The 18897-nt window shown below is 66.5% G+C and carries 19 protein-coding genes; 6 read left to right on the forward strand and 13 right to left on the reverse strand.

The annotated features are described in order from the left end of the window. Positions 1 to 11: 11 nt before the first annotated feature. Genes GTZ93_RS16660 through GTZ93_RS16670 form a run of 3 tightly spaced genes read right to left on the reverse strand, consistent with a single transcriptional unit; the run spans position 12 to position 3149 of the window. Entirely contained in the window at positions 12 to 1091 is a 1080-nt protein-coding gene (locus tag GTZ93_RS16660) for a head morphogenesis protein (RefSeq protein ID WP_139915202.1), read from the reverse strand. Then, positions 1072 to 1353, reverse strand: a complete 282-nt coding sequence (locus tag GTZ93_RS16665; RefSeq protein WP_139915203.1) for a hypothetical protein — start codon at positions 1351 to 1353, stop codon at positions 1072 to 1074. The genes GTZ93_RS16660 and GTZ93_RS16665 overlap by 20 nt, the downstream gene beginning before the upstream one ends. Beyond that, entirely contained in the window at positions 1350 to 3149 is a 1800-nt protein-coding gene (locus GTZ93_RS16670; protein WP_257978925.1) for a phage portal protein, read from the reverse strand. Before GTZ93_RS16670 ends, GTZ93_RS16665 begins: the two co-directional genes overlap by 4 nt. Before the next feature lie 588 nt (positions 3150 to 3737). On the opposite strand from GTZ93_RS16670, the gene GTZ93_RS16675 reads away from it, so the two are divergent. The 3 genes from GTZ93_RS16675 (at position 3738) to GTZ93_RS16685 (ending at position 5864) form a co-directional block, all read left to right on the forward strand. Next, entirely contained in the window at positions 3738 to 3932 is a 195-nt protein-coding gene (locus tag GTZ93_RS16675) for a hypothetical protein (RefSeq protein ID WP_257978926.1), read from the forward strand. A gap of 120 nt (positions 3933 to 4052) precedes the next feature. Next, a complete protein-coding gene (locus GTZ93_RS16680; RefSeq protein ID WP_139915206.1) occupies positions 4053 to 4955 on the forward strand; it encodes a hypothetical protein in 903 nt (300 codons plus the stop codon). 108 nt (positions 4956 to 5063) lie between these two features. Beyond that, positions 5064 to 5864 (forward strand): hypothetical protein, encoded by an 801-nt coding sequence (locus tag GTZ93_RS16685; protein WP_139915207.1) that lies wholly within the window; start codon positions 5064 to 5066, stop codon positions 5862 to 5864. A 31-nt stretch (positions 5865 to 5895) separates the two neighbouring features. Here GTZ93_RS16685 and GTZ93_RS16690 read toward each other — a convergent pair whose 3' ends face one another. From GTZ93_RS16690 to GTZ93_RS42785, 4 genes are all read right to left on the reverse strand, one after another. Next, complete coding sequence (locus tag GTZ93_RS16690; RefSeq protein ID WP_139915208.1) at positions 5896 to 6666, reverse strand: GIY-YIG nuclease family protein; 771 nt, start codon at positions 6664 to 6666, stop codon at positions 5896 to 5898. Positions 6667 to 6698: 32 nt separating this feature from the next. Next, complete coding sequence (locus GTZ93_RS16695; RefSeq protein ID WP_139915209.1) at positions 6699 to 7958, reverse strand: hypothetical protein; 1260 nt, start codon at positions 7956 to 7958, stop codon at positions 6699 to 6701. Positions 7959 to 8101: 143 nt separating this feature from the next. Next, a complete protein-coding gene (locus tag GTZ93_RS42780; protein ID WP_368733414.1) occupies positions 8102 to 8560 on the reverse strand; it encodes a phage terminase large subunit family protein in 459 nt (152 codons plus the stop codon). Further along, positions 8442 to 9536, reverse strand: coding sequence for a terminase large subunit domain-containing protein (locus GTZ93_RS42785; protein ID WP_139915210.1), 1095 nt, complete (start codon positions 9534 to 9536; stop codon positions 8442 to 8444). The genes GTZ93_RS42780 and GTZ93_RS42785 overlap by 119 nt, the downstream gene beginning before the upstream one ends. Positions 9537 to 9616: 80 nt before the next feature. Here GTZ93_RS42785 and GTZ93_RS16705 point away from each other — a divergent pair, with 80 nt between their 5' ends. Next, positions 9617 to 10231 (forward strand): tyrosine-type recombinase/integrase, encoded by a 615-nt coding sequence (locus tag GTZ93_RS16705; RefSeq protein WP_139915211.1) that lies wholly within the window; start codon positions 9617 to 9619, stop codon positions 10229 to 10231. 1066 nt (positions 10232 to 11297) lie between these two features. Here GTZ93_RS16705 and GTZ93_RS16710 read toward each other — a convergent pair. The 6 genes from GTZ93_RS16710 to GTZ93_RS16735 form a co-directional block, all read right to left on the reverse strand. Continuing rightward, positions 11298 to 12263: an AT hook motif domain protein gene (locus GTZ93_RS16710; RefSeq protein ID WP_139919003.1), complete on the reverse strand. Its 966-nt coding sequence runs from the start codon at positions 12261 to 12263 to the stop codon at positions 11298 to 11300. Positions 12264 to 12271: 8 nt separating this feature from the next. Continuing rightward, positions 12272 to 13102: a hypothetical protein gene (locus GTZ93_RS16715; RefSeq protein WP_139919004.1), complete on the reverse strand. Its 831-nt coding sequence runs from the start codon at positions 13100 to 13102 to the stop codon at positions 12272 to 12274. Continuing rightward, positions 13078 to 13416, reverse strand: a complete 339-nt coding sequence (locus GTZ93_RS16720; RefSeq protein ID WP_139919005.1) for a hypothetical protein — start codon at positions 13414 to 13416, stop codon at positions 13078 to 13080. Before GTZ93_RS16720 ends, GTZ93_RS16715 begins: the two co-directional genes overlap by 25 nt. Continuing rightward, positions 13413 to 14072, reverse strand: a complete 660-nt coding sequence (locus tag GTZ93_RS16725; RefSeq protein ID WP_139919006.1) for a 3'-5' exonuclease — start codon at positions 14070 to 14072, stop codon at positions 13413 to 13415. The genes GTZ93_RS16720 and GTZ93_RS16725 overlap by 4 nt, the downstream gene beginning before the upstream one ends. Then, the gene (locus tag GTZ93_RS16730) at positions 14073 to 15248 is read right to left on the reverse strand and encodes a RecB family exonuclease (protein ID WP_139919007.1); all 1176 of its coding nucleotides are present in this window, start codon (positions 15246 to 15248) and stop codon (positions 14073 to 14075) included. 130 nt (positions 15249 to 15378) lie between these two features. Next, a complete protein-coding gene (locus GTZ93_RS16735; protein ID WP_139919008.1) occupies positions 15379 to 15978 on the reverse strand; it encodes a hypothetical protein in 600 nt (199 codons plus the stop codon). A 1607-nt stretch (positions 15979 to 17585) separates the two neighbouring features. Between GTZ93_RS16735 and GTZ93_RS16740 the strand changes: the two genes are divergently transcribed. Further along, on the forward strand, positions 17586 to 18395 hold the full coding sequence (locus tag GTZ93_RS16740) for a sigma-70 family RNA polymerase sigma factor (RefSeq protein ID WP_139919009.1): 810 nt from the start codon (positions 17586 to 17588) through the stop codon (positions 18393 to 18395). A 154-nt stretch (positions 18396 to 18549) separates the two neighbouring features. Beyond that, positions 18550 to 18891 carry a hypothetical protein gene (locus tag GTZ93_RS16745; protein WP_139919010.1) on the forward strand — a complete coding sequence of 114 codons (342 nt, stop codon included), beginning with the start codon at positions 18550 to 18552 and terminating at the stop codon, positions 18889 to 18891. Positions 18892 to 18897: the final 6 nt, after the last annotated feature.

Below are 18897 nucleotides of genomic sequence, written 5' to 3' on the forward strand. Positions count from 1 at the left end.
CGGGGACATCACTAAGTGACGGCGAGCGTCGTGGTGCGGCAGAGGCCGTGGTACGGCGGAAAGCCCACGCCCGCGTCCGCGAGCTGCCTGTCCGAAGCGAGTGCGCGGAACTCGCCCACGTCGTCGCGTGTGCCGGCGGCGGAGCGGAGCACCTCGGCCAGGCGCGTCTCCTGGCCTCCTCGCTTGACGTAGAGGAGGGCACGCCCGGTGTCCGCGTCGAGGCGCTCGCGCACCCAGGGCAGCTCCTGTTTCACATCCTCCGGGCGCTCGAGCGACTCGACGCGCTCGAAGCGCTGGAGGGCTTCGCCCACAGAGAACGTCTTGCCGTGGAGGAAGCGGCACACCTGGGTGGTGGCCTCGTCAAGGACGGCCTCGATGCGATAGCGGCGGATGCCGGCCTCGGCGTAGCTGCTCACCTGGGCGAAGGAGCGCCCCTGGCCGATGAAGCTGGCCGCCACCGTTTCCCAGTAGAAGGGGGCGCGCTCGATGAGTGCGCCGCGCGCGGCCCTCTCCAAGGAGTCGGCGATGTCGCTTCGCGCAAGGCCTGCCTCCAGCCCCTCGGCCACGAGACGTCGGGCCTCTGCGCCGAAGGCGTCCAGCCGGCGCCCGTACTCGTCCCGCACGAAGTTGCCCTGGGTCCGGACGATGTGTTGGGCCACGCGCCTGTCCATGGCGTTGAAGCGGGCGGCGAGGGCGAGTCCCTGCTCTCGCCGGGCGTGGCTGCGCGTGGACGCCACCACCTCGTCGGCTGCGTCGCCGAGGGGCGCCTGGATGCGGGAGGGGATGACTGCCGTCCGCCGGCCTGCGGCCTCCAGGGACTGGGCGACGAGGCGCCTGCGCTGGGCGGCCGTCGTCTTCCTCCAGTCCACGTCGAGGACGGCCACCGCCTCTCGCATGGCGTCCACGTCCGCGCGCCCGACGGCGCGGCGAAGGCGCGCGGCGAGCAGGGCCACGGCGCGGTCCATGCCGGCGGCGGTGCCGACGTCCAGCGCCTTGGCAACCGGCAGCCGGAGGACGTCCCCCAGCAGGGCGTCCGCTACCTCACGTGCCTCGTGCAGGAGGAGGAGGCTGTCAGCGGGAGCCATGCACATGGAGGGCCTCCTGTGTCACCAGCTCCACGGAGCTGCGGCGCCTGGCGCGCACTTCGACTCCTCCCGGAGTGGGGGAGAAGACGACGTTGTGGCTGGCCGCGCACCTGTCACACAGGGCGAAGATGAGGAGGCCGTTGCGCCAGAGCGTCGTCGTCTCCTCCAGGGGACCGCGCCTTCGGCACATGCGGCACTCCAGGACACCGCGCTCGGCGTCGGCCTGGGCCTGGAGCACCCACGCGCGCTGGAACTGCTCAGGCGTCATGTGGGCTTCCCCGAGAACCAGGTGTCGAACTCCTCGCGGGGGACGGGGACGTGCTCGGTGTTCATGTACCTGCGGGCCAGCGCCAGGCGTCCTTCGGCCAGGCGCTCCTCCTCGGCCCGAAGCTCTTCTCTCAGCCCCAAGAGGCGCTTGGCCTCGCCCAGCAACGAGTCCTTGTCCTTCTGGGGCCGCAGGTCTTCGACGCCCGTCTGAATACCCGCGAGCGTGAGGGTGATGGGGCGCTTCACCCAGTCATCAGAAATCTTCCGGAATTCGCGGTGGAAGATGTCGCCAGCCAACTGGCGGCCCTCCTCGGGTGTCAGCACGCCCACTCGCACGAGGCGCTCAACCATCTCCGTCATGCGCTCCGGGTCTCGCGTGGCCGTCGTCTGCGACCTGAATCGCCAGAAGCGCACGCCCATGTCGGCGAGGACCTTGCGGTTGAGCAGGAAGTCGAACTCGTCTCTTTCGGGTTGGAAGACCTGATCCTCGGCAAATCGGAGCTGGGCCTCGGCCACGGAGCGGTTGAAGTCGCGACCGTCTCCACGCAGCAGTGGCGGCAGGCGAAATGCGCTGCCCACCTTGTCGATGTTGCGCTGGTCGTATTGCTGGAAGAGGGCGTCCTGCTGCTGGGCGTCCGTCAGGGGACGCAGCTCAATCTTCGCGCGGCCTCCGTCGCCGGTGCCGGCGCCGTCCGCTTCGAGGATGAGAATCTTGTGGAAGTTGGCCTTGCCCTTGAGGTTCTCCTCGATGAAGCGCTCGATGCGCGGCACGGAGGCGTCAGAGAGCCGCCCTCCGGAGACGAGGAGCGCCAGGGGTGGGACGCTCTTGTTTGAAAAGTAGAGGTAGTTGACCTCCTCCATCTGCCGGGAGCCGAGGACGGACAGCAGGGTGCCCACCCAGCGGGGGATGCCGTAGGGAGAGCGTGGCGAGTGGATGGCGAAGTGGATGAGCTCCGTGGCAGGGCCGTCTGAGGCGTCCGCGGCCTTGAGGGCAGTGACATCCTGGAAGGCGCGGCCAGTGAGGCGGGAGACGACGCGCGAGTCCCCGAAGGACTTGAAGTACACCCGCTCGCTGCCCTGCACCTGGAGGTAGCGGCGCAGGCGCCGACGGGTGCTCACCGTGTCGAAGCTGACGGCGGAGATGCGGACGCGCTCGCGCACCTCGACGGCCTCCTTGTCCAAGGGGAGGAGTCGCACCGTGTACGAGGGGACGTAGACGAAGCGGGCGATGTCGCCCTTGCCGTCGCGCAGCACCTCCCAGTACGCGTTGCCCGTCACCTCCACGTCGTGTCGTGTACGGCGGCGCAGCTCGACGAAGCTGCCGTCGAAGCAGCAGAAGTCGAAGAAGGACTCCAGGCGGGCCTTCTCGACGCGTGCCTGCTGGCGCACCTCCTCCGCGTGGACGGTGACTTCCTCGTCCGTGGGAAGGAGGGGCGTTCCCGGAGGCAGCGTGCCCGCGTCACGCGCGGCCAGGCGCTCCAGGGCCATGGCGTCGGCCACCTTCTCCCGGGCCCCGTCGGCGTCGAAATCAATCGCAGGTTCGAAGCGGTACCCGAAGCCGTCGATGTTCGTCGCATACGCATCGACGTTCTGCCTCAACGAGTTGGAGTGCTCGACGAGGAGGCAGAGGGCCTCCGGCTCATACGGGGGCTGGAGGGCGCCGGCTTCGCTGAAGGCCAAGGCGTCCTCTCCACCGGGGCGGCTGGCGGGCTCGTCGACGCGTGCGCCCACCACCACCGCCTTCAGGATGGACTGGAGGCGCTCCTCGGCCTGGTGGACCTCCACAGGCACCGTCACGGACGGTCCTCCACGTAAGCCAGGAGGCCCGTGGGGGTGTGAGAGACGGCGCGAACGCGCTGGCCGCGTGCCGCCAACTCGGCGTGGACTGCCTCCAGCAGTCCGTCGTGGCTGGAGGACTCGACGGTGAACTCCGGCCCGGGGTGTGGCGCGCCCGAGGGGGAGGCGAGGACGAAGACTCTGACGACGCTCTGCACACAGGCCTCCCGGACCAAGTGGAGGCAAGGCGCGCGGTGGGAGGGGCGCCCTCGATGTCCGAGGGCGTTGGGGGCCGCGCGCCTCACCTCCAGCAAGGACAAAGGCCTCGGGCCCAATTTCGGGGACATCCGACGCGCGCTTTTTTGCTCAGGGCCTACGCGTCAATGAGTTGCCTTCGTCGGAGGACAGAGCGCTATTGGCAACACCAGCGGGTGACGAGAGAGCCCACACGCGAGCCGAAGCGCATCCGTGGAGGCGCCTCTGCTGCCGAGACTCAGAGAGACGATTGGGAGGAACCAGCCGATGAATCCAGGCCAGGAGTGTTTGAAGCGAGACGAGGACAGGCGCGCCGCCGCGCCTGCTGGCGAAGTCTCTGCCATTGCAGCAGGCGTGACGACGTGCCCGTGCGCGTGCTCGGAGCGCGAGGACGACGCACACCATTCCAGCGACTTCCTCGTGACGGCTGAGGAGTACCCCGAGCACCCCGCTGCCCAGGCTGGCTATGAGGGCTGGGAGTTCTGCATCCACTGCGGCGCGTGGCGCGCTGACGACGATGATGCGCCCGACGCGGACTGGGTGCCCTGACGCGCGCTGCGTCCGCGCGATGAACGGAGCGCACGAACTCCGCTCCTCACGGCAGGAGCGGCTCGGTCGCGCCGTCCATGGTGAACACGTTGGAGCCCTCTTCAACGCAGAGGAGACACCATGGACGCCTACCGTGTTGCGAGGCTGCCCGCGCGCCTGCGTGGCTTCGCGCTGCCGGACACGAGCAAGTCACCCGAGGGTTATGTCGAGGCGGGCGACTATCTCGTGCTCGAGGAGAAGGCTCGCCACCCCACGCCCGACACAGACTACGCCCGGCTGCTGGTGCCGCAGTTGCGCGGGCTCGACACCTGGGTGTGCACGCGCTGGCGCACGCAGCGCTACGCGACGCTCGTCTCCCAGGAGCGCTCGCCCGCCATGGCCCGGCTGTTGTTCGACAGCGAGCCGCTCGCCGTCTTGGAGGAGCGGCTCACTACGCTCCTGGGGGCGTTCCTCGACTACAGGTATGACGGGAGCCGGGCGTACTACCCGTGGGCGCTGCCGGGCGTTCGTGTCCAACTCGCGCCGCCCCGGCTGAACAACTGCTGCACCTTCGTTGAGTCCCTGCTGGTGAAGGCCTTTTCCGAGATGCATGGCGCGGCCTTCTCGTGGGACGTGCGCCGCCACCGGCAGATGATGATTGCCTCCACCCAGGACTACTTCTCGCCCGTGACGGCTGCCGTCGAGTCCGGCATGGCCCTGCCGGCGCCGTCGGCAGACGTGCCTCCCCATCCCTGGACACTCATCCAGGGGTGGCGCAGCCAGTGGGGCTCGGGGCACACTTTCCTCGTCGCGGACTTCCACCCGGAGACGGACAAGGTGCTCGTGCTGGAGTCCAACGCTGGCTTCGGGCTCGACGGCGTCGGCTACCGTGGCCTCGGCAACCTGCGCGACGTCGGCCTCCATCCGCCTGCGCAGTGGTGGACTCGGAGCGAGGTGTGGACGTGGCGCCGCATCTGCTCGACGTACCCCTTCCGGCGGCAGGGCTGGTTGAAGGTCAATGCGCGTGGGCCGCTGAGGCACTGATCCAAGCTGGTTGCCGCACTTCGTAGCGAGGGTGTCCGCGAGGGACCTGGGAGGGGTATTGTGGCGCTTGGACGGTCTGCAACCGTTCACTCGACTGCTAGAACCGCCATGCCGAACGACCACTACGTCACCAATGCATTAACGGAACCATGGCGCGATGGGGCCTTTCTCTGGTGCTTCGATTTCGCAGACCGGAAAATACGCCGCGAGTCGGCGTCTAAGCTGTTCGCCAAGCAGGGCCTCAACTCGCCAGAGAACGAGGCTGCGCTGAACAAGTTCTGCGAGAGCCCGTTGCTGGAGTTTCGACACAAACTTCGGACCAACAAGCTCACGCCCAACAAGCTCACGCCCAACAAGGTCTCGGAGTGGAGGGTGTTCAGAGCTTTGCTTCTGTTCCCGCTGGTGCAGACCGCGCGCATCCTGCACCTCCGGGATCCACAAGCCGGCCACCTGGATAAGTTCTTCGCTCCGGGCGAGCAGGGGCTTAACGAGATGGCTAGAGAACGCCACGAGAACTCTCATGTCATGACCTTGGGGGTTCAAGATTTCCCCAATGGATGGCTCTTCTATCCGGAGATTGGCTTCTTCCAGTTCCCTGCGCCGATGCTCAATCCTTCTCCTGATTTGGGGTTGTCTGGTATAGGCGTGGCCGTGCCTCTTACGCCCTATCTGGCACTGGCCGCTGTTCCCAAAGGTGCGGACTTGGGCCAAATTGAAAAGAGCCGGGGATTGCTACAGTCGTGGTCGGTAGGCCTGAATGATGATTGCCGACGCATTGCTATTCCGTCAGCGGTGTTGCGTAAGCACCAGGACGCGGTTTGCGACGACATCGTCGCAATGCGTGAAAGGATAATTCTGCTCGAGCGTCTCAGACGTAGTGCTAACGAACTGGCGAAGGATCAGCTATGAGAAAGGCACATGCGAGCGGCCTGCTGTTGAATCACAATGCTGGCGTGCGCTTGAGGTACTCCAGGTACGCGTCGAGCGGCTTGCTGAGGGCCCCGCGCCTCGCGAGCCGAGATAGGCAACCAAGGAGATCCGAATCAAGTTGCGCCATCAAACGAGCTGCATGCAGATCTACTTCATAGTCTGTGAATAACGGAGTGTCTGCTAGTTCGCGGAGGGTTGACCTTGCGACTGGAAATGCATCTAGGCGTCCACACAGTGCTTGAACAATCGCGATGTTCCCCTCGCTGGCTCGGGCCTGGCCTCTCTTGTCTCCCCCGATACTATTCCAGGGTGGGAGTACTCCAAGAGCAAGTCTGTGCGCCTCAATGAGCTGGCCTTCGCCTGTTTGGGCATACGTCAAGCCAGCCAAGTCGTCATCATGGGGTTGTGCGCGTCGCTCCTTCCTGTTCTTTCGGAGCACGGGCTGTTCAAGAGGAGATTGCGCTAGTATCCCGAAGCCGAGTTTTTCTTTTTGTTGGAAGTACGCGGCAATCTTCCCCTTCTTGCAGAACTTGGGCGCACATGCCTTAAGGCCGGTGTGTTGCTTGAATCGCTCGGTGAAGTCTTGAGCAAGCCCTAGATAGAGCGTTTCTTTCGTTTGCGGATCGAAGAAGGAGTAGACGCCGGTTGATGCCCAGCCGTAATTGTCGTTGGCCGAGCAGATTTCCCCCAAGGCGGCTGCGATCCTAGGAGCCTCTGTCTTCTTGAAGCTGTCGAGAATTATCGTTCCGAGCATTGGGCTGTGTGCGGCGTTCGGAATCAAGGAAAGGCTTGGGTTGAACGATGAGATTATGATTAGTCGCGGAGGTGTTTTTTGATGTCGCTCTCCTTCGCCTGGGATAAGCCGAAGGCGCGGCGCACTTCATCACACAGTTTTAGAAGGAAGTTGAGTTGTTCGTCAGGAGTCCATGCCGATGAACGCTCCTCGTGCGTTGCGCTGTCTCTGACTCCTCGCGTGTACCTGACGATTGCTTGCGGATGCGGCCAAAGAAGGCTCTTTATGCCGATGACGCCGGCCTCGATGATGTAAGGCGGCCTCGCCTCCAGATGAGAAAACATTGCTAGGCCCCGTTTCATGAAGGCGTGCCAGTGGTTGACCGCCTGGTCTTCTGCGAAGTAGGCCGTTCCATCGGGCCCGGGCAGATGAACCTCAATGCCCCAGAGTTCGCCGGTGGATTCAAACCATTGTGATACCGTGTCAACATGATGAACTCCGGTCTCGTCCCGAGCCCCGAGCGGTCGACACAGTACGCCTTCTTCGTTGATGCCAGCACCGCCCTGGTGCCACTCGCCAAACGGTTGCAGACCCAGGGGAGGATTAAGATTTCGGACGGTAGTCGAGTCCGGCTTCCTGTTCTTCCATCCGGCGGGGATGATCCTCATGTATGTGCGAGGGCCCTTTAGAACCTCGACGTCGTCGGCCGCGGCCCTGAAGGGCATCCAGCTTCGATGCTGGAGGCGTCTATGGGCGTTAAACCAGACAGAGCAATCTTCGCCGTGCTTGTGCCGCTGAATCTCGACCTCGGCGTGCTCCTTGGCGATTGCGTTTTGAAGGCAGGTGGTGAGCGCGTCTGCGAGTGCATCGACGAGTTTCTGCTTTTCTTGGTCGACTACTTCTGGAGGGTCCTCTTTGGACAGCTTGTAGAGAATAGGGCCTCGGCGATGTCGGACATCGAAGGGGAGGTCTTCTGGCTTTCCTCCGTAGGATTGGTTCGCAACAAGGATGACTTGGGAGGGGCCGAGGGTTTTTAATGCATACCCAAGCTCAATTAGGACATTGGGGTTCTGCATTACTCGTTTGCCGCCTTCGGAACGGCCAATCGACGTCATGTCCGCTACGAAGACAGCGGCGTTTTCGATCTTCCGGAAGATGGTGGCGGAGATATCCACCATGCCGGGCTCCCCTTTGGTGTCGTGGTCCACCTCGGGGCGGGCGCTTTCCTCAAGGCCGAGATCGGTAGCAATGCGGTGTGCTGCTTCTTCAAGGGACTCCTTGACGAAATCTTTGCAGATGCGCGACGTGCGATCACTCTGCCATGACCAGAAGATCTTCATTGGGTGCCGTGGTCTGCTTGTACAGCGATTTTTGAGGGTGCAGGGGGCCGACTAGGGATGCGTGACATCCCCATGCTATGTGAAGGAGTGGTGCCTTGGAACTGCGGAAGAGCGTCCGTTCCATGGGGCACGAGCGCTCTAGTCTACCCGATGACCCGCACCCCAATCTCCCCGGTCCCTCGTCGCTCGGGCCCCCGCTCGCGCTGGCACGCCAGAGCGACTGCCCAGAACTTGTCCGCGTGCCCGCGACTGGTGCGCTCGGCGTCGAAGGACACCTTGCCGGAGGGGAGCACGCGCCGCTTGATGGAGTGAATCTGCCCGACAAGCTCACGCTGGCGCGGCAGGGTGACGTCGCGGCGCTGGAGGAGAATCTTGAAGTCGGTGGCCCACCTCTCCTTGGCCTCGTTGGTGAAGTCCTCCTCCACCACCTGGGGGAAGTCGCGGGCGAGGTTCTCGGCGAGGTTCATGCCGATGCCGCTGCGGTCAACGGAGAGGCGCGCCACCGGCAGGACAGAAAGAAGGCGCCGCAGGTGGGCCTCCTGCTCCGCGAAGGGAACACCTTCGAAGCTGCGCAGCATCCTGCAGGTGAAGCGGCCCTCCACCTCTTCGAAGACGGCCAGCTCGGAGCGGTCTCGCGTGCGGCCCACGTCGAAGCCCGCCACCAGTCGGCCCTGGGGCACGGGCACGTCGGACGCGTCCTGCGCCAAGGGCAGCTCGTCCGTGGTGCACGGGAGAATCAACTCGTAGGGCAAGAAGCTGTAGGACTCGTCGACGTAAAAGGCATTCGAACTCCTGCTGGAAGTCCTCCTGCGGCAAGGAGTCGAACTGCTCGGTGAGGACGGGGCGTCCGAAGCGCGCGACGCGCTCCTCGGTGGACATGAAGGGGGCCTCCATCGAGGCGCGCTTCACGTTCAGGCTGAAGAAGCGGCACAGCCACCAGGGCACCAGTTGGCGGGTGTGGTGCGGGTACTTGCGCAGCTCCTGGGTGTCTATCTCCCAGAAGATGCCTCGCCGGCCAAGCGGGGTGCTGCCCCCTGTGAGTTGTCCATGCGAGCGCAGGATGAGGGCGGTGCTGCCGGTATAGACTTCTCGGTCGTTGACTAGGTGCGCCAGCTCGTCGAGGTAGACATCGCCGCGCTTGCCGCGCGGAGGCTTGGCGGGAACGGAGATGATGCGCGAGAGGCGCCGGCCTCGGGAGTTCGACTCGAAGGCCAGCTCCGTCTTGGCATCCGTCACGAGCTTCTTCTGGTAGGCGAGCGGCAGCTCCTCGTACACCTGCCGGGCGATGAGCACCTTCTCGACAGCGTCCGAGAGGTTGTACGAAACGAAGACCGCCGTGTGTCCGTCGCGCAGGTGGCACCGCGCCAGGGCCTCGAGGGCGAAGAGGAAGGAGAAGCCCACCTGGCGGCTCTTTGCCACCCACCTGAAGCGGGAGCGGTTGCAGAGAAAGGACTGCTGGTACGGCTCCAGCACAACAGGTTCGTTGTCGTACTGGCACAGCCCGGAAATGAATCCGGACTCGGTGGCCAGCCACTGTGTGAGGTCATCCTCGGTGCGCTTGACGATGCCGAGCGTCACGCTGTCCTCCCTGCATGTTCCGTTGCTTTCTCTCGGCACCAGAGCGCGTATGGCTGCGTCCTCTTCACGACGGAGCCGCCATGTCTGCCTATGCCGCTGTTGCCCGCCCACCTCGCACGCTCACGGAGAAGGAGGTGGCGCTCCTGCTGCGCGTCACGGGGGCGCACAAGGAGGGCTTCAGGGACCACTGCCTCTACAGCCTCGCGCTGGCCTCGGGCCTGCGTGAGCACGAGCTGGTGGCCCTCAATATCGGCGACATCTTCGACGAGCGCGGACGCGCACGCCGCCACGTGCCGTTGCGCGTCTTCAAGGGGTGCCGCCGGCACCCGGGCTCCCAGGAAGTCGTCCTCTCGGACACGGTTCGCGCGAAGCTGGAGAAACTGCTTCGCCTCAAGCGCTCGCAGGGGCACGACGTGGGGCCCTTGGCGCCGCTCTTCATGAGCCGCCTGGGACTGCGCCTGTCCACGCGGCAGGTGCGCCACGGCTTCGCGGTGTGGCAGCAGCGCGCGGGCCTGGACAGGCACCTCAACTTCCACACCGTGCGCCACACCGCGTGCACCGGGGTGTACCGGAGAACGAAGGACATCCGCCTCACCCAGCGGTTCGCGCGCCAGCGCAGCATCGACTCCACGGTCATCTACACGCACCCCTCGGACGACGAGCTGGTGCGCGTGACGCAGGACTTGCCCTGCTGATGGGGCATGCCGCCTCCACGCTGAGCGCCCGCGAGAGCCCCTGCACGGGCCGGGGTGCCGCGCGGAGGCGGTGAGGGGCGGGCGTGCGCAACGCTCGCGCAGGCCGCCCCAGTCGCAGCCGCAGCAGCCACAGCCGGCGAAAGTGAACAGCGCGAGGCGTTCACTTACCGGGCGCAAATGAACAGGGGAGGGGTGTTCACTTTTTCGGAGCTGACCCTCTCGAAAAGGGCCCCAGGTACACGCCCCGGCAGCGCATCCCGCACGAAAAAACGCACCACCCCCCACCCTGGCGTCAGGGGTAGGCGGGGTAGGCGTGCTGGCGTCATCGGTAGGCATGGTTGCGCCCGGACTGGGCAGGCGGTGAAGGTGACTGCGGAGGAGCTGGGCCGCGCGACGGGCGGCAGGTGGCCCAACCAGCGGAAAGCGGCCATTGGCCTCGGCGCTTCGGCCCCTCACGAGGGCTCGTAAGCGCGCGAAACAGCGTGGGGGCACTGACGCCGAATGGCCGCCTTTGCCTATTTCCGGCCATTCGGCTCGGCCCTGGTAACGGCACGCGCGCCCAGGTGCGCGCGGGGCGGAGGGTGGGGGCGCGGGGGGCTTGGCTCGGAGTCGTGGGGCTCACGAGGAGGACAAAGGCCTGCGGCCCGAAGCGCTGGGGGACACGCGCGCACGAAACGGGCGCCACGCGGCGCCAGGCGCGGTGCGCGGGGCCAACCGGGGCCGCGCGCCAGGTGGGCCACGCGGCGGCCAGCGAGGCCCCAGCGAAGGAAGGGGCGGGTGGGCCGGGGAAGTGAACGGAGCGCGGGCGTCCAGCCCTCCGGACGGAGTGTGCTTCCGGGCGCGAGTTCAGGCCCGAACTCGTGCCGCGGCGCTCGAGGACCTGGTGGCTGTCAGCCCTAACCTCGCGAAACTACGAAGGCTGTGGAGCCAGAGGTGTGCTTCCGGGCGCCAGGTGGAGCTCCCAGGGGGACTGTCACCAGGTCTGGCCTGGCGCGGCCTGGTGCGGCGAAAGTGAACGGCGAAACTGAACGCGAAAGTGTCCGCGTTCACTAACCGCTGGGCACTTTCAGTCGGGGTCGGCGGGGGGCGCGACGTGCGTGGGAGGCGCCACGAGGGCGTTGTCCTTGGGGTGCTCCGACGAGGCTGTGTCCATGTCCTCGTCGTCGCTGCTCACCACCTCTGCGTCCACCTCGCCGCGCACGGCGGGCGTCGTCTCACGTGCAGCTCGCAGTGCCTGGGCGTGCCGGGCCTGGAGGCCCTCCAGCGAGAAGGTGGCGTGCAGCTCCTGGCGGGAGTCGGCGCCGCCTTGGACGAACTCCTTCAGTCGCACCATGGTGTTGAAGTCGGTGGGGTTGTCGACGCGGACGCGACCTTCGGCGAGGGCCTCCTCGAAGCCGAGGAGGTAGCCGTCAATCATCTTCAGCGCGTCGTCCTTCGAGACGGCGATGGCGTTGGCGCGCAGCTCGATGAGCTTCGCATCCGCCTTGGTGGCGATGCGCGTCTTGGCCTCCTCGCGGCGGCGCAGGCAGTTGTGCTCCTTCGCGTAGTTGGCGACGAGGGAGGTAGCGACGCCAAAGCGCTCCGCCAACTCGCGGTACGAGGCGTAGGACGTCATGGTGGAGCCGTCCGGCAAGCTCTTCACGTCGCCGAAGACGAGGGCGCGGTCCAGCTCCTGGCGCGGGAGCGCGGGCTCCTCGGACTTGCGGGGGCGGCCCGTCTTGCGCTTCGCGGGCGGTGGAGTCGGTGGCGCCTCCGGAGGCTCCACCACCTCGTCCGGCGGCTCGCCCGCGAGGAGGCGCTTGCGGCGGCCGAGGCAGTCGTGTTGCTGGGCGTACTTGGCGACGGCGCTATGGGCGACGCCGAAGCGCTCGGCCAACTCGCGGAGAGAGGGGAAGCGCCGCTTCACACGGCCCCGCGTGGTGGGCACCTCTTCGCCCTCCACGAGGAGCCGGTCCACCTCGTCGTGAGGCAGCCGGGGGCCTTCGGCCTTGGTGGGGCGCCCCAGCTTCTTGAGGGGCTTCTTCTGGGCCATGCCTTCCCTCAGCATCCACTGGAGGGCTGCGCTGCGGTGTCCACGGCCTGGGTGCGCAGGCGCTGCATCAGCCGCGTGCGCTGGCGCTTCAGGCGTTGGTACACCCGCTCGACCTCGGTGGTGTCGCCCTCGACGAGGCGGCTGGCGTAGGCACGCAGCTTCTCTCGCCGGACGACGGTGGCCATGAGGACTTCGACGTCGCTGTGAGGCAGCGTGGCCCGGGCGAGGTGTACCAGCACTGCGTCGCGCTTCACGAAGCTGCGCCGGACGCTGGGACGCCGGGGGCTCTCCACCGGCGTGGCGTGACGCGTGTCGGGCAGCCACTCGGCGAGCTGCGCCTGCGTGTACGTCTCGTGCTGCTCCGCGCGCTCCTTACGCAGGTGCCGGAACACCTCGCGCGCCGTCTGCTGGCGCAGGCGGACGGCCGTCCAGTCACCCCAGCGGGAGAGAGGGAAGGCGCGCGCGACGCTGAGGAAGGTGGCGAGAACGAGCTGGTCCAGGTCCTCCCGGGGCACCGCGCTGCCGAGGAGGCGGCGGCGCAGGCGCCGCAACATGGGGGCGTAGGCGGCGGCGAGGCCCGCCGTCCACGCGGGGCTGGAGGAGGCCTGCATTTCGGCCACCAGGGCCCGGGTGAGGGCTTCCCGCTCCGGGTACGTCTCCTCGCGCGCGTCAGCCATTGCAGACAGCACCGAGTCGAGCGTGGCATGACGCGCGAAGGCGGGCCGCCGCGTGCGCGCAGCCGCGAAGACGGCGTGGTGCCGAGGGGAGAGCGCCTCCACACGCAGCAGGCCCAGGAGGTGGCCGAAGAAGTCACTCACCGAGGACGGGCCTCCCACCACTCGCGCACCAGCTCGAGGAAGTCATCCAACTGCATGGTGACGAGGGGCGTTTGCCCGTCGTCCTTGCACACGGCGAGCGGCCAGCGGCCCGGCGGGCACGTCTCCACCGCCTGGCGCATGGCCTCGCGGACGTTGGTGCGCTGGTGGGCCTTGGCTTCGACCCAGAAACACGGCACCTCGACGTCGGACATCTCCTGCCCGGTGCGGTACTGGAGGCCGCGGCGGATGAGGGCTTCCGGCATCGCTTCGCGGAAGCGATGGACGAGGGCGCGTTCCCAATCTGCGCCCTTGCGACGAGAGGAGGCGCCACTCACGAGACACCTCCCGACTCCTCCAGCAGCCGCTCCATGTGCCCGCCACGGGCCATGCGCACCGCGAGGCAGCGGGCCAACTCCAGCGCGCAGCGGGCGTCCGCCATGGCGCGGTGGGGCGAGGGCCGGTGGAGGCCGAAGCGGCGGGCCAGGGCGTTGAGGGAGAGGGACTCCACCTCGCCCGTGGCGAGCAGCGGCCACGCGAGGCTCGCGGTGTCGAGGCGGTGGTAGTCGACGGAGGGCAGGGGCAGCTCGGTGCGGCGGTAGCCCTCGACGAGGAAGCCCCAGTCGAAGCTGGTGTTGTGGCCGGCGACGAGGGTGCCCGTCAGCAGCGGCGTCACGGTGGCCAAGACTTCCTCCAGGGGCAGGGCGTCCCGCCACTCCTCGTCGGAGTAGCCGCACACGGCCAGGGCTGCGGGGTCGGCGTCAGCCAGCCGGGTGGGCTGCACGCGGGCCTCGTACTCCGCCAGCACCGTGAGGCTGCGCGCGTCGACGCGGAGAATGGCCACCTCCAGCACCTCGTGACGGGAGGCGTCCAGGCCGGTCGTCTCCAGGTCGATGAAGGCGAGCGTCCGCAGGTGCGGCGGGAGGCCGGGGAAGAGCGGCGGGTGGAGGGCAGAGACAGGGGTGGTGTCGGAAGCAGGATGAGCGAGCAGCATCTATGCAACCTCCTTGGCCCAGAACCTGGGCGAGTGGTGTTTGGCGGCGAGGGAGTCCAGCTCGGCCTTCAGCAGCGCGACGCGGGCGGTGCCCAGGCGCTTGCCTGCGTCCTTCAGCAGCGCGTCGAGGGCCTTCTTCTCGACGCTGGCGAGGCGCTCCACCAGTTCCTCACGGGGGAGGCCGGTGGCGCGGGCCAGCACCGCGACGGTGGGCTCCAGCGGGTAGTCGAGGCTGGTGGTGTTGAACATGCGGTAGCGCGTGCCGGCGAGGACGAGTTCGTCCTGTTCGGCGAGGTGGGCCCGGAGGACGCCCTCCAGCTCCGCCTTGCGCGCGTTGAGAATCTTCGCGAGGTGGGCAACTTCCTGGCGCTCGCGGGCGACGGACTCCAGGTCGGCCGTGTCTTCGCAGACGACGTCACGCTGTCCCTCCAGCGCCTTGGCGTAGGCGGGGCAGTTGCTCCGGTGGTCGCAGTACACGCAGTTGGGGTTGAGGCGGGCGGGGAAGGACTCCGCCTTCTCCATCTGCTGGCCCAGCGTCTCGACGTAGGCGAGGGCGGCGTCCAACTGCTCCTCGGTGCGTGTCGTCTCCTGCCGCACGCCGTGGCGCAGCATCCACATGGAGAGGCGCACCTTCTTGGCCCAGGGCCACATGCGGCGCGCGGCGAGGGCGTAGAGGCTGAGCTGGAGGCTGGAGTCCAGCTCCTCGCGGGTGAAGAGCTGGTGGTTGGACTTGTAGTCCATGACGTGGACCGTCTCGTCGTCCACCCAGTCGACGCGGTCGATGAAGCCCAGGACGGTGAAGGGGCCCACCGGCAGGCGGAACTCCTTCTCGATGGCGAGGATGTCGCGGGAGTCCACGCGGCCCTGCTGGCGGACGAAGTCCTGGAGGATGCCGAGGCCCTGTTGGAAGAGATCCAGGCCGGAGAGGCCCGAGGTGGCCCACTCTTCACGGTAGAGCTGGAGGGCGTGCTCCTCGGAGAGCGGGCCCGCGTACTCGGTGTCGATGACGTCCTGGAGGAGTCGCTCGAGGACGGCGTGCAATGCCTTTCCGAAGCTCAGTGGGACGCCGGGCTCCGACGTGTGCTTGTCGAGGTAGTGGAGCCGGTAGGAAAGCGGGCAGGCCTCGAAGCGGCTCAGCCGGCTGTATGACAAATGCTCGTTTCGCAGGGCGCTCATGGCGTGGGCCTCCGGGCCGGTGCAGTGGCGTGTCGCGAGTCAGTCATCACGCTCTTTTCGAGAGACACATCAAGTCGAAGGGGACATGCAGCGCGGCCACCTGCGTGTGTTTCACGGGCGCGGGCCATGCTCATGGCGACACCTCATCCGCGGAGGCTTGCCGTTTCTCGAAGGACATGACGCGCGAGCCCGGGAAGGCAGACAGGACGCGCACCAGGGTGGCGGCGTGCTCCGGGGTGAGCTCCTTCCGGGCCTGGCCGGTGTAGGCCGGGACGAGCCACACCTCGCCGTAGGTTTCGGAGGCGAAGCACACCTCGGCGCCGAGGGCCTTGAAGCTGGCGATGTCCTCGTCCGTGAGTCCGCGCAGGACCTCCGCAGCCAGCTCCTTCACACCGGGAGCCGGGACTGGTGGCGCGGGCCTGGAGGCGGGGGCCAGGGCGGGCTTCTTCGAGCCAGCCTCGGTCAGCGGATGTCCGAACAAGTCCACCGCAGCCGGGGCGGACTTCGCCGGAGGCGCGGGGGAAGGGCGTGCGACTTCTTCACGAGGAGCACGGGGCTGCTGATTCACCTTCAGCCACTCGGTGCAGGTGCCCACGCCAGGCAGGGTGCAGCCTCCGCCAGGCCGGTAGTGCAGGCAGTGCTTGCCCTCGCCGCGGACATACGCTTCGCACGTCACCCCTGGCGGACGATGCTGTGCGGCGGTGGGCTGAAGGTAGTGTGTAAGGGCCATGCGCGGATGTCGGCGGCGCGTGTTTGCCGATACATCCTAAAAGCACCCCCTCCCTCCGTTTCCGGACAAGAATTCTTTTCGCCCGATTTCTTTTTCAATTTCTCCGAGCGAACGACACGCGGCCATAAGGCAGAGCAAAGGCCTCCGGCGCGATTTCGGGGACACCTCCATCGTCACTTTTTTGCTCGCGTGCTTCAAAAGCGAACGCGGGGCTGGAGGGTGGCAGTGGTGGCAGGCGCGATTCAAAAGACTGCCACGAAATTCCCCAATGAAATCGCTGGAGTGGCGGAGGTGGCAGTGGTGGCAGTGTTTTCTGGGGTAATGCCGCCTAGGGAGAGTGTTCTCCCGAACCCCTATTGAATAGGGCCATTCAAATATGCGCGCGCCCGCTACGTAGGGGTACTTTTTGAAACACTGCCACCATTGCCACTTTAAGATAAGATATTGAATTCATAGAAGAAAAGAGTGGCATATAGGGCTGCCACCACCTGCCACCGACTGCCATCATTCTTGACCTTGAGTGAAAGTGTTGTGGCTGGTTGTGAAGAGGCAGGCAAGGCGGGGCTGGACGCGGCAGGGCCAAGGCCTGTGAATGGCCGCAGGACGGCCGGAAACGGCCTCCACACGCGTCGAAGCAGGCTGGGAGCTGTCCAGGTCGGGGCGAAGGCCTTCCTCGTCACCTGCGCCCTGTCAGGGGCTGTCGCTTCCCACTGTGAGGGGCGCAGACCCCGACGGCTGCCAGACGCTCCCGCGAAGCGACGGCGATGATACAGAGAGAGAACGTGTTTCACTTGGCGCGCGTCCGGAAGTGTAGACGGTCCGATTCCACCTGCGTGGACTGTGCCCGAGTGGCGACGTGTGGGCATGAAAGTCGCAATCCGGGCGTGGCCGTGTCGCCGACCTCACCGCAGTCGACCTGGATATCCCCACTGGAAAAGTCGGATGCGACGGAAGCGCCGTTGAATGCGTGACTGTCTGGGTATTGGGAGTTTGGGCGTGGGGCTTGAGACATGAATAATAAGTATCGCCCTGAAGTGCGGAGGGGGTGTTGGCGGTATCGGAGGAGTGGGCGCGCGTTTTCTTCACGCCGTCACGCTTCCGTCACGCCCAGGATGCACGCTGTCGCACGTATTCCTTGAGGCCCTGTCGCGGCGCGGTGTCGTCCTTGGGCTGTGAAGGAAAGCTGCGTGAATTACGGTTTCGGCACGATGTGCTGGTTTGTTGTGAGCGGCTCGGCCCGGATGCCGAAGCGCTGGTGCGCCGTCCGGATTGGACTGGGCCTGTGCCGTGAAAGCCGCATCCCCGTTCTCACGGGGGCGCCCCTTTCTCGTTGCCGCGCCCCCAGTCGGAAGGGGGCCTGCCCGATACCGTAGCGAGGCCTCTGGTGCTCGGGTGCGTGGAGCGCCCGCCTCTTCCTTCGACTGACGCGCCGCAGCCACGAGGCTCCCACCGAAGGCGGGGCCGCCTCGGAGGTGCTGGTGCCATTCCTTCAACGGGGCTCGGCCTTGTCTCCTCTCTCACCCGGCACCTCCCGCGCGCCGAGCGCAGGGCCGGGACGGCATGCACCTGTGAGTCGTAGCTGGGACGCTCTCCATCAAGAGCTTGGCGTGGCCCTCCGGACTGCCGAGGCGCAGCGCGCCTATCGCCTGGTGCGACGCAACTGGGAGGCGCTCGCCGACTTCGAGCAGCCGGAGGCCCTTGTTTCATTTCTCACCGCGCGTGAAGGTGCGTCTCACATCAAGGATGGCTTGCTCGCGGGACTCGTCGTCATGGTTCAGACGGGGGCCGCTGCCAGCTTCTTCGTGGCCTTGTTGTGGCTGAGCCTGTGGCCCGGGTTGGACAGCGTGTATCGCCGGTGTCTCAGGCGAACGGAGCAACCGCCCGCGGAGGTGGTTTCCTCGGTGGCCGTGTCTTTCATGGCCCTTGTGGCACGCGTCAATCTGTCAGGCGTCCACCGCGTAGCTGGGACACTCGTGCGCGGGACGGAGCGCGACGTCCTCAAGGCGTGGCACAAGGAGCTGGTGGAGCAACGCCATCGCGCGCGCCTTGAGTCGCTGGCAGACGTGGATGGCTGGGCGCCCTCGGTGCCGTGGCTCACTCCCTTCGTCTCGCGAGCCCGTTCCTTCAACGCCGAGGTGGAGGAGCTGCGCGCGTGGCTCCTCCCGCTGACGGGGGAGGACACGGACCTGGTGGTGTCCCTCGTCCTTCTCGAAGAGGACGCTGTCGAGGTGGCAGCGAGCCTTGGGGTGTCGCCCGAAACGGCGCGCAAGCGCGTCCGGCGGGCCTTGGCTCGCCTGCGGAAAATGAAGAATAAAATCCCCGAAAAAGATTTCTTGTCCCGAAACGGCGGGTGGGGGTGCTTTTTAGAGTTTGTGGATTCTGAAACAACCGAGAGGGCGCCGGGAGGGCGCGGCTGAGGGGCGTCACGAATCGCATGTCCCCTCCGCGCGCCACCTGACTTTGGGGGAGTAACGGGGCCGCCCGCGCCCCAATCCAATCCTGCTTCAACACACCCTGTCCGCCCCAGCGGACAGCAACGCCCCTGTATTGCCTTCAACCGGGAAGGACTGAATGAAGACATCTGCGCGAAACAGCTCTGAGCACGATGAAACATTCGTGCGCTTCTTCGCTCGCATCGACGGGCACCGCCTCCGGGTGGTGAGCCGGGGCGACGCAGGGCCGGAGGCGGAGGGGCGCGCCGCGTGCCTCTGCTGCGAGTGCGCCGACGCACAGGCCCACGACTACGTCCGCGTGCCGGGCCTCTTCCGCCGCTGGGAACTCGAGCACGTCGTCGACAGCGAGGCGGACTTCAACGTCGAGCCGGCGGGCTGCACCGCGGACGGCACCGAGTTGTTCTCGGTGTACCGGCGCGAGCGCCACGCCTCCACCACGCACTGCCAGAAGGAGGAGTGAAGCACC

This window comes from Corallococcus exiguus (genome assembly GCF_009909105.1).
Classification (GTDB): domain Bacteria; phylum Myxococcota; class Myxococcia; order Myxococcales; family Myxococcaceae; genus Corallococcus; species Corallococcus exiguus.

Coding starts and splice junctions, on each gene's coding strand:
- GTZ93_RS16730 (WP_139919007.1), bottom strand. CDS start 15,248: ATGAGCGCCCTGCGAAACGAGCATTTGTCATACAGCCGGCTGAGCCGC.
- GTZ93_RS16685 (WP_139915207.1), top strand. CDS start 5,064: ATGCCGAACGACCACTACGTCACCAATGCATTAACGGAACCATGGCGC.
- GTZ93_RS16705 (WP_139915211.1), top strand. CDS start 9,617: ATGTCTGCCTATGCCGCTGTTGCCCGCCCACCTCGCACGCTCACGGAG.
- GTZ93_RS16660 (WP_139915202.1), bottom strand. CDS start 1,091: ATGTGCATGGCTCCCGCTGACAGCCTCCTCCTCCTGCACGAGGCACGT.
- GTZ93_RS16725 (WP_139919006.1), bottom strand. CDS start 14,072: ATGCTGCTCGCTCATCCTGCTTCCGACACCACCCCTGTCTCTGCCCTC.
- GTZ93_RS16735 (WP_139919008.1), bottom strand. CDS start 15,978: ATGGCCCTTACACACTACCTTCAGCCCACCGCCGCACAGCATCGTCCG.
- GTZ93_RS16665 (WP_139915203.1), bottom strand. CDS start 1,353: ATGACGCCTGAGCAGTTCCAGCGCGCGTGGGTGCTCCAGGCCCAGGCC.
- GTZ93_RS16695 (WP_139915209.1), bottom strand. CDS start 7,958: ATGAAGATCTTCTGGTCATGGCAGAGTGATCGCACGTCGCGCATCTGC.
- GTZ93_RS16745 (WP_139919010.1), top strand. CDS start 18,550: ATGAAGACATCTGCGCGAAACAGCTCTGAGCACGATGAAACATTCGTG.
- GTZ93_RS16680 (WP_139915206.1), top strand. CDS start 4,053: ATGGACGCCTACCGTGTTGCGAGGCTGCCCGCGCGCCTGCGTGGCTTC.
- GTZ93_RS16710 (WP_139919003.1), bottom strand. CDS start 12,263: ATGGCCCAGAAGAAGCCCCTCAAGAAGCTGGGGCGCCCCACCAAGGCC.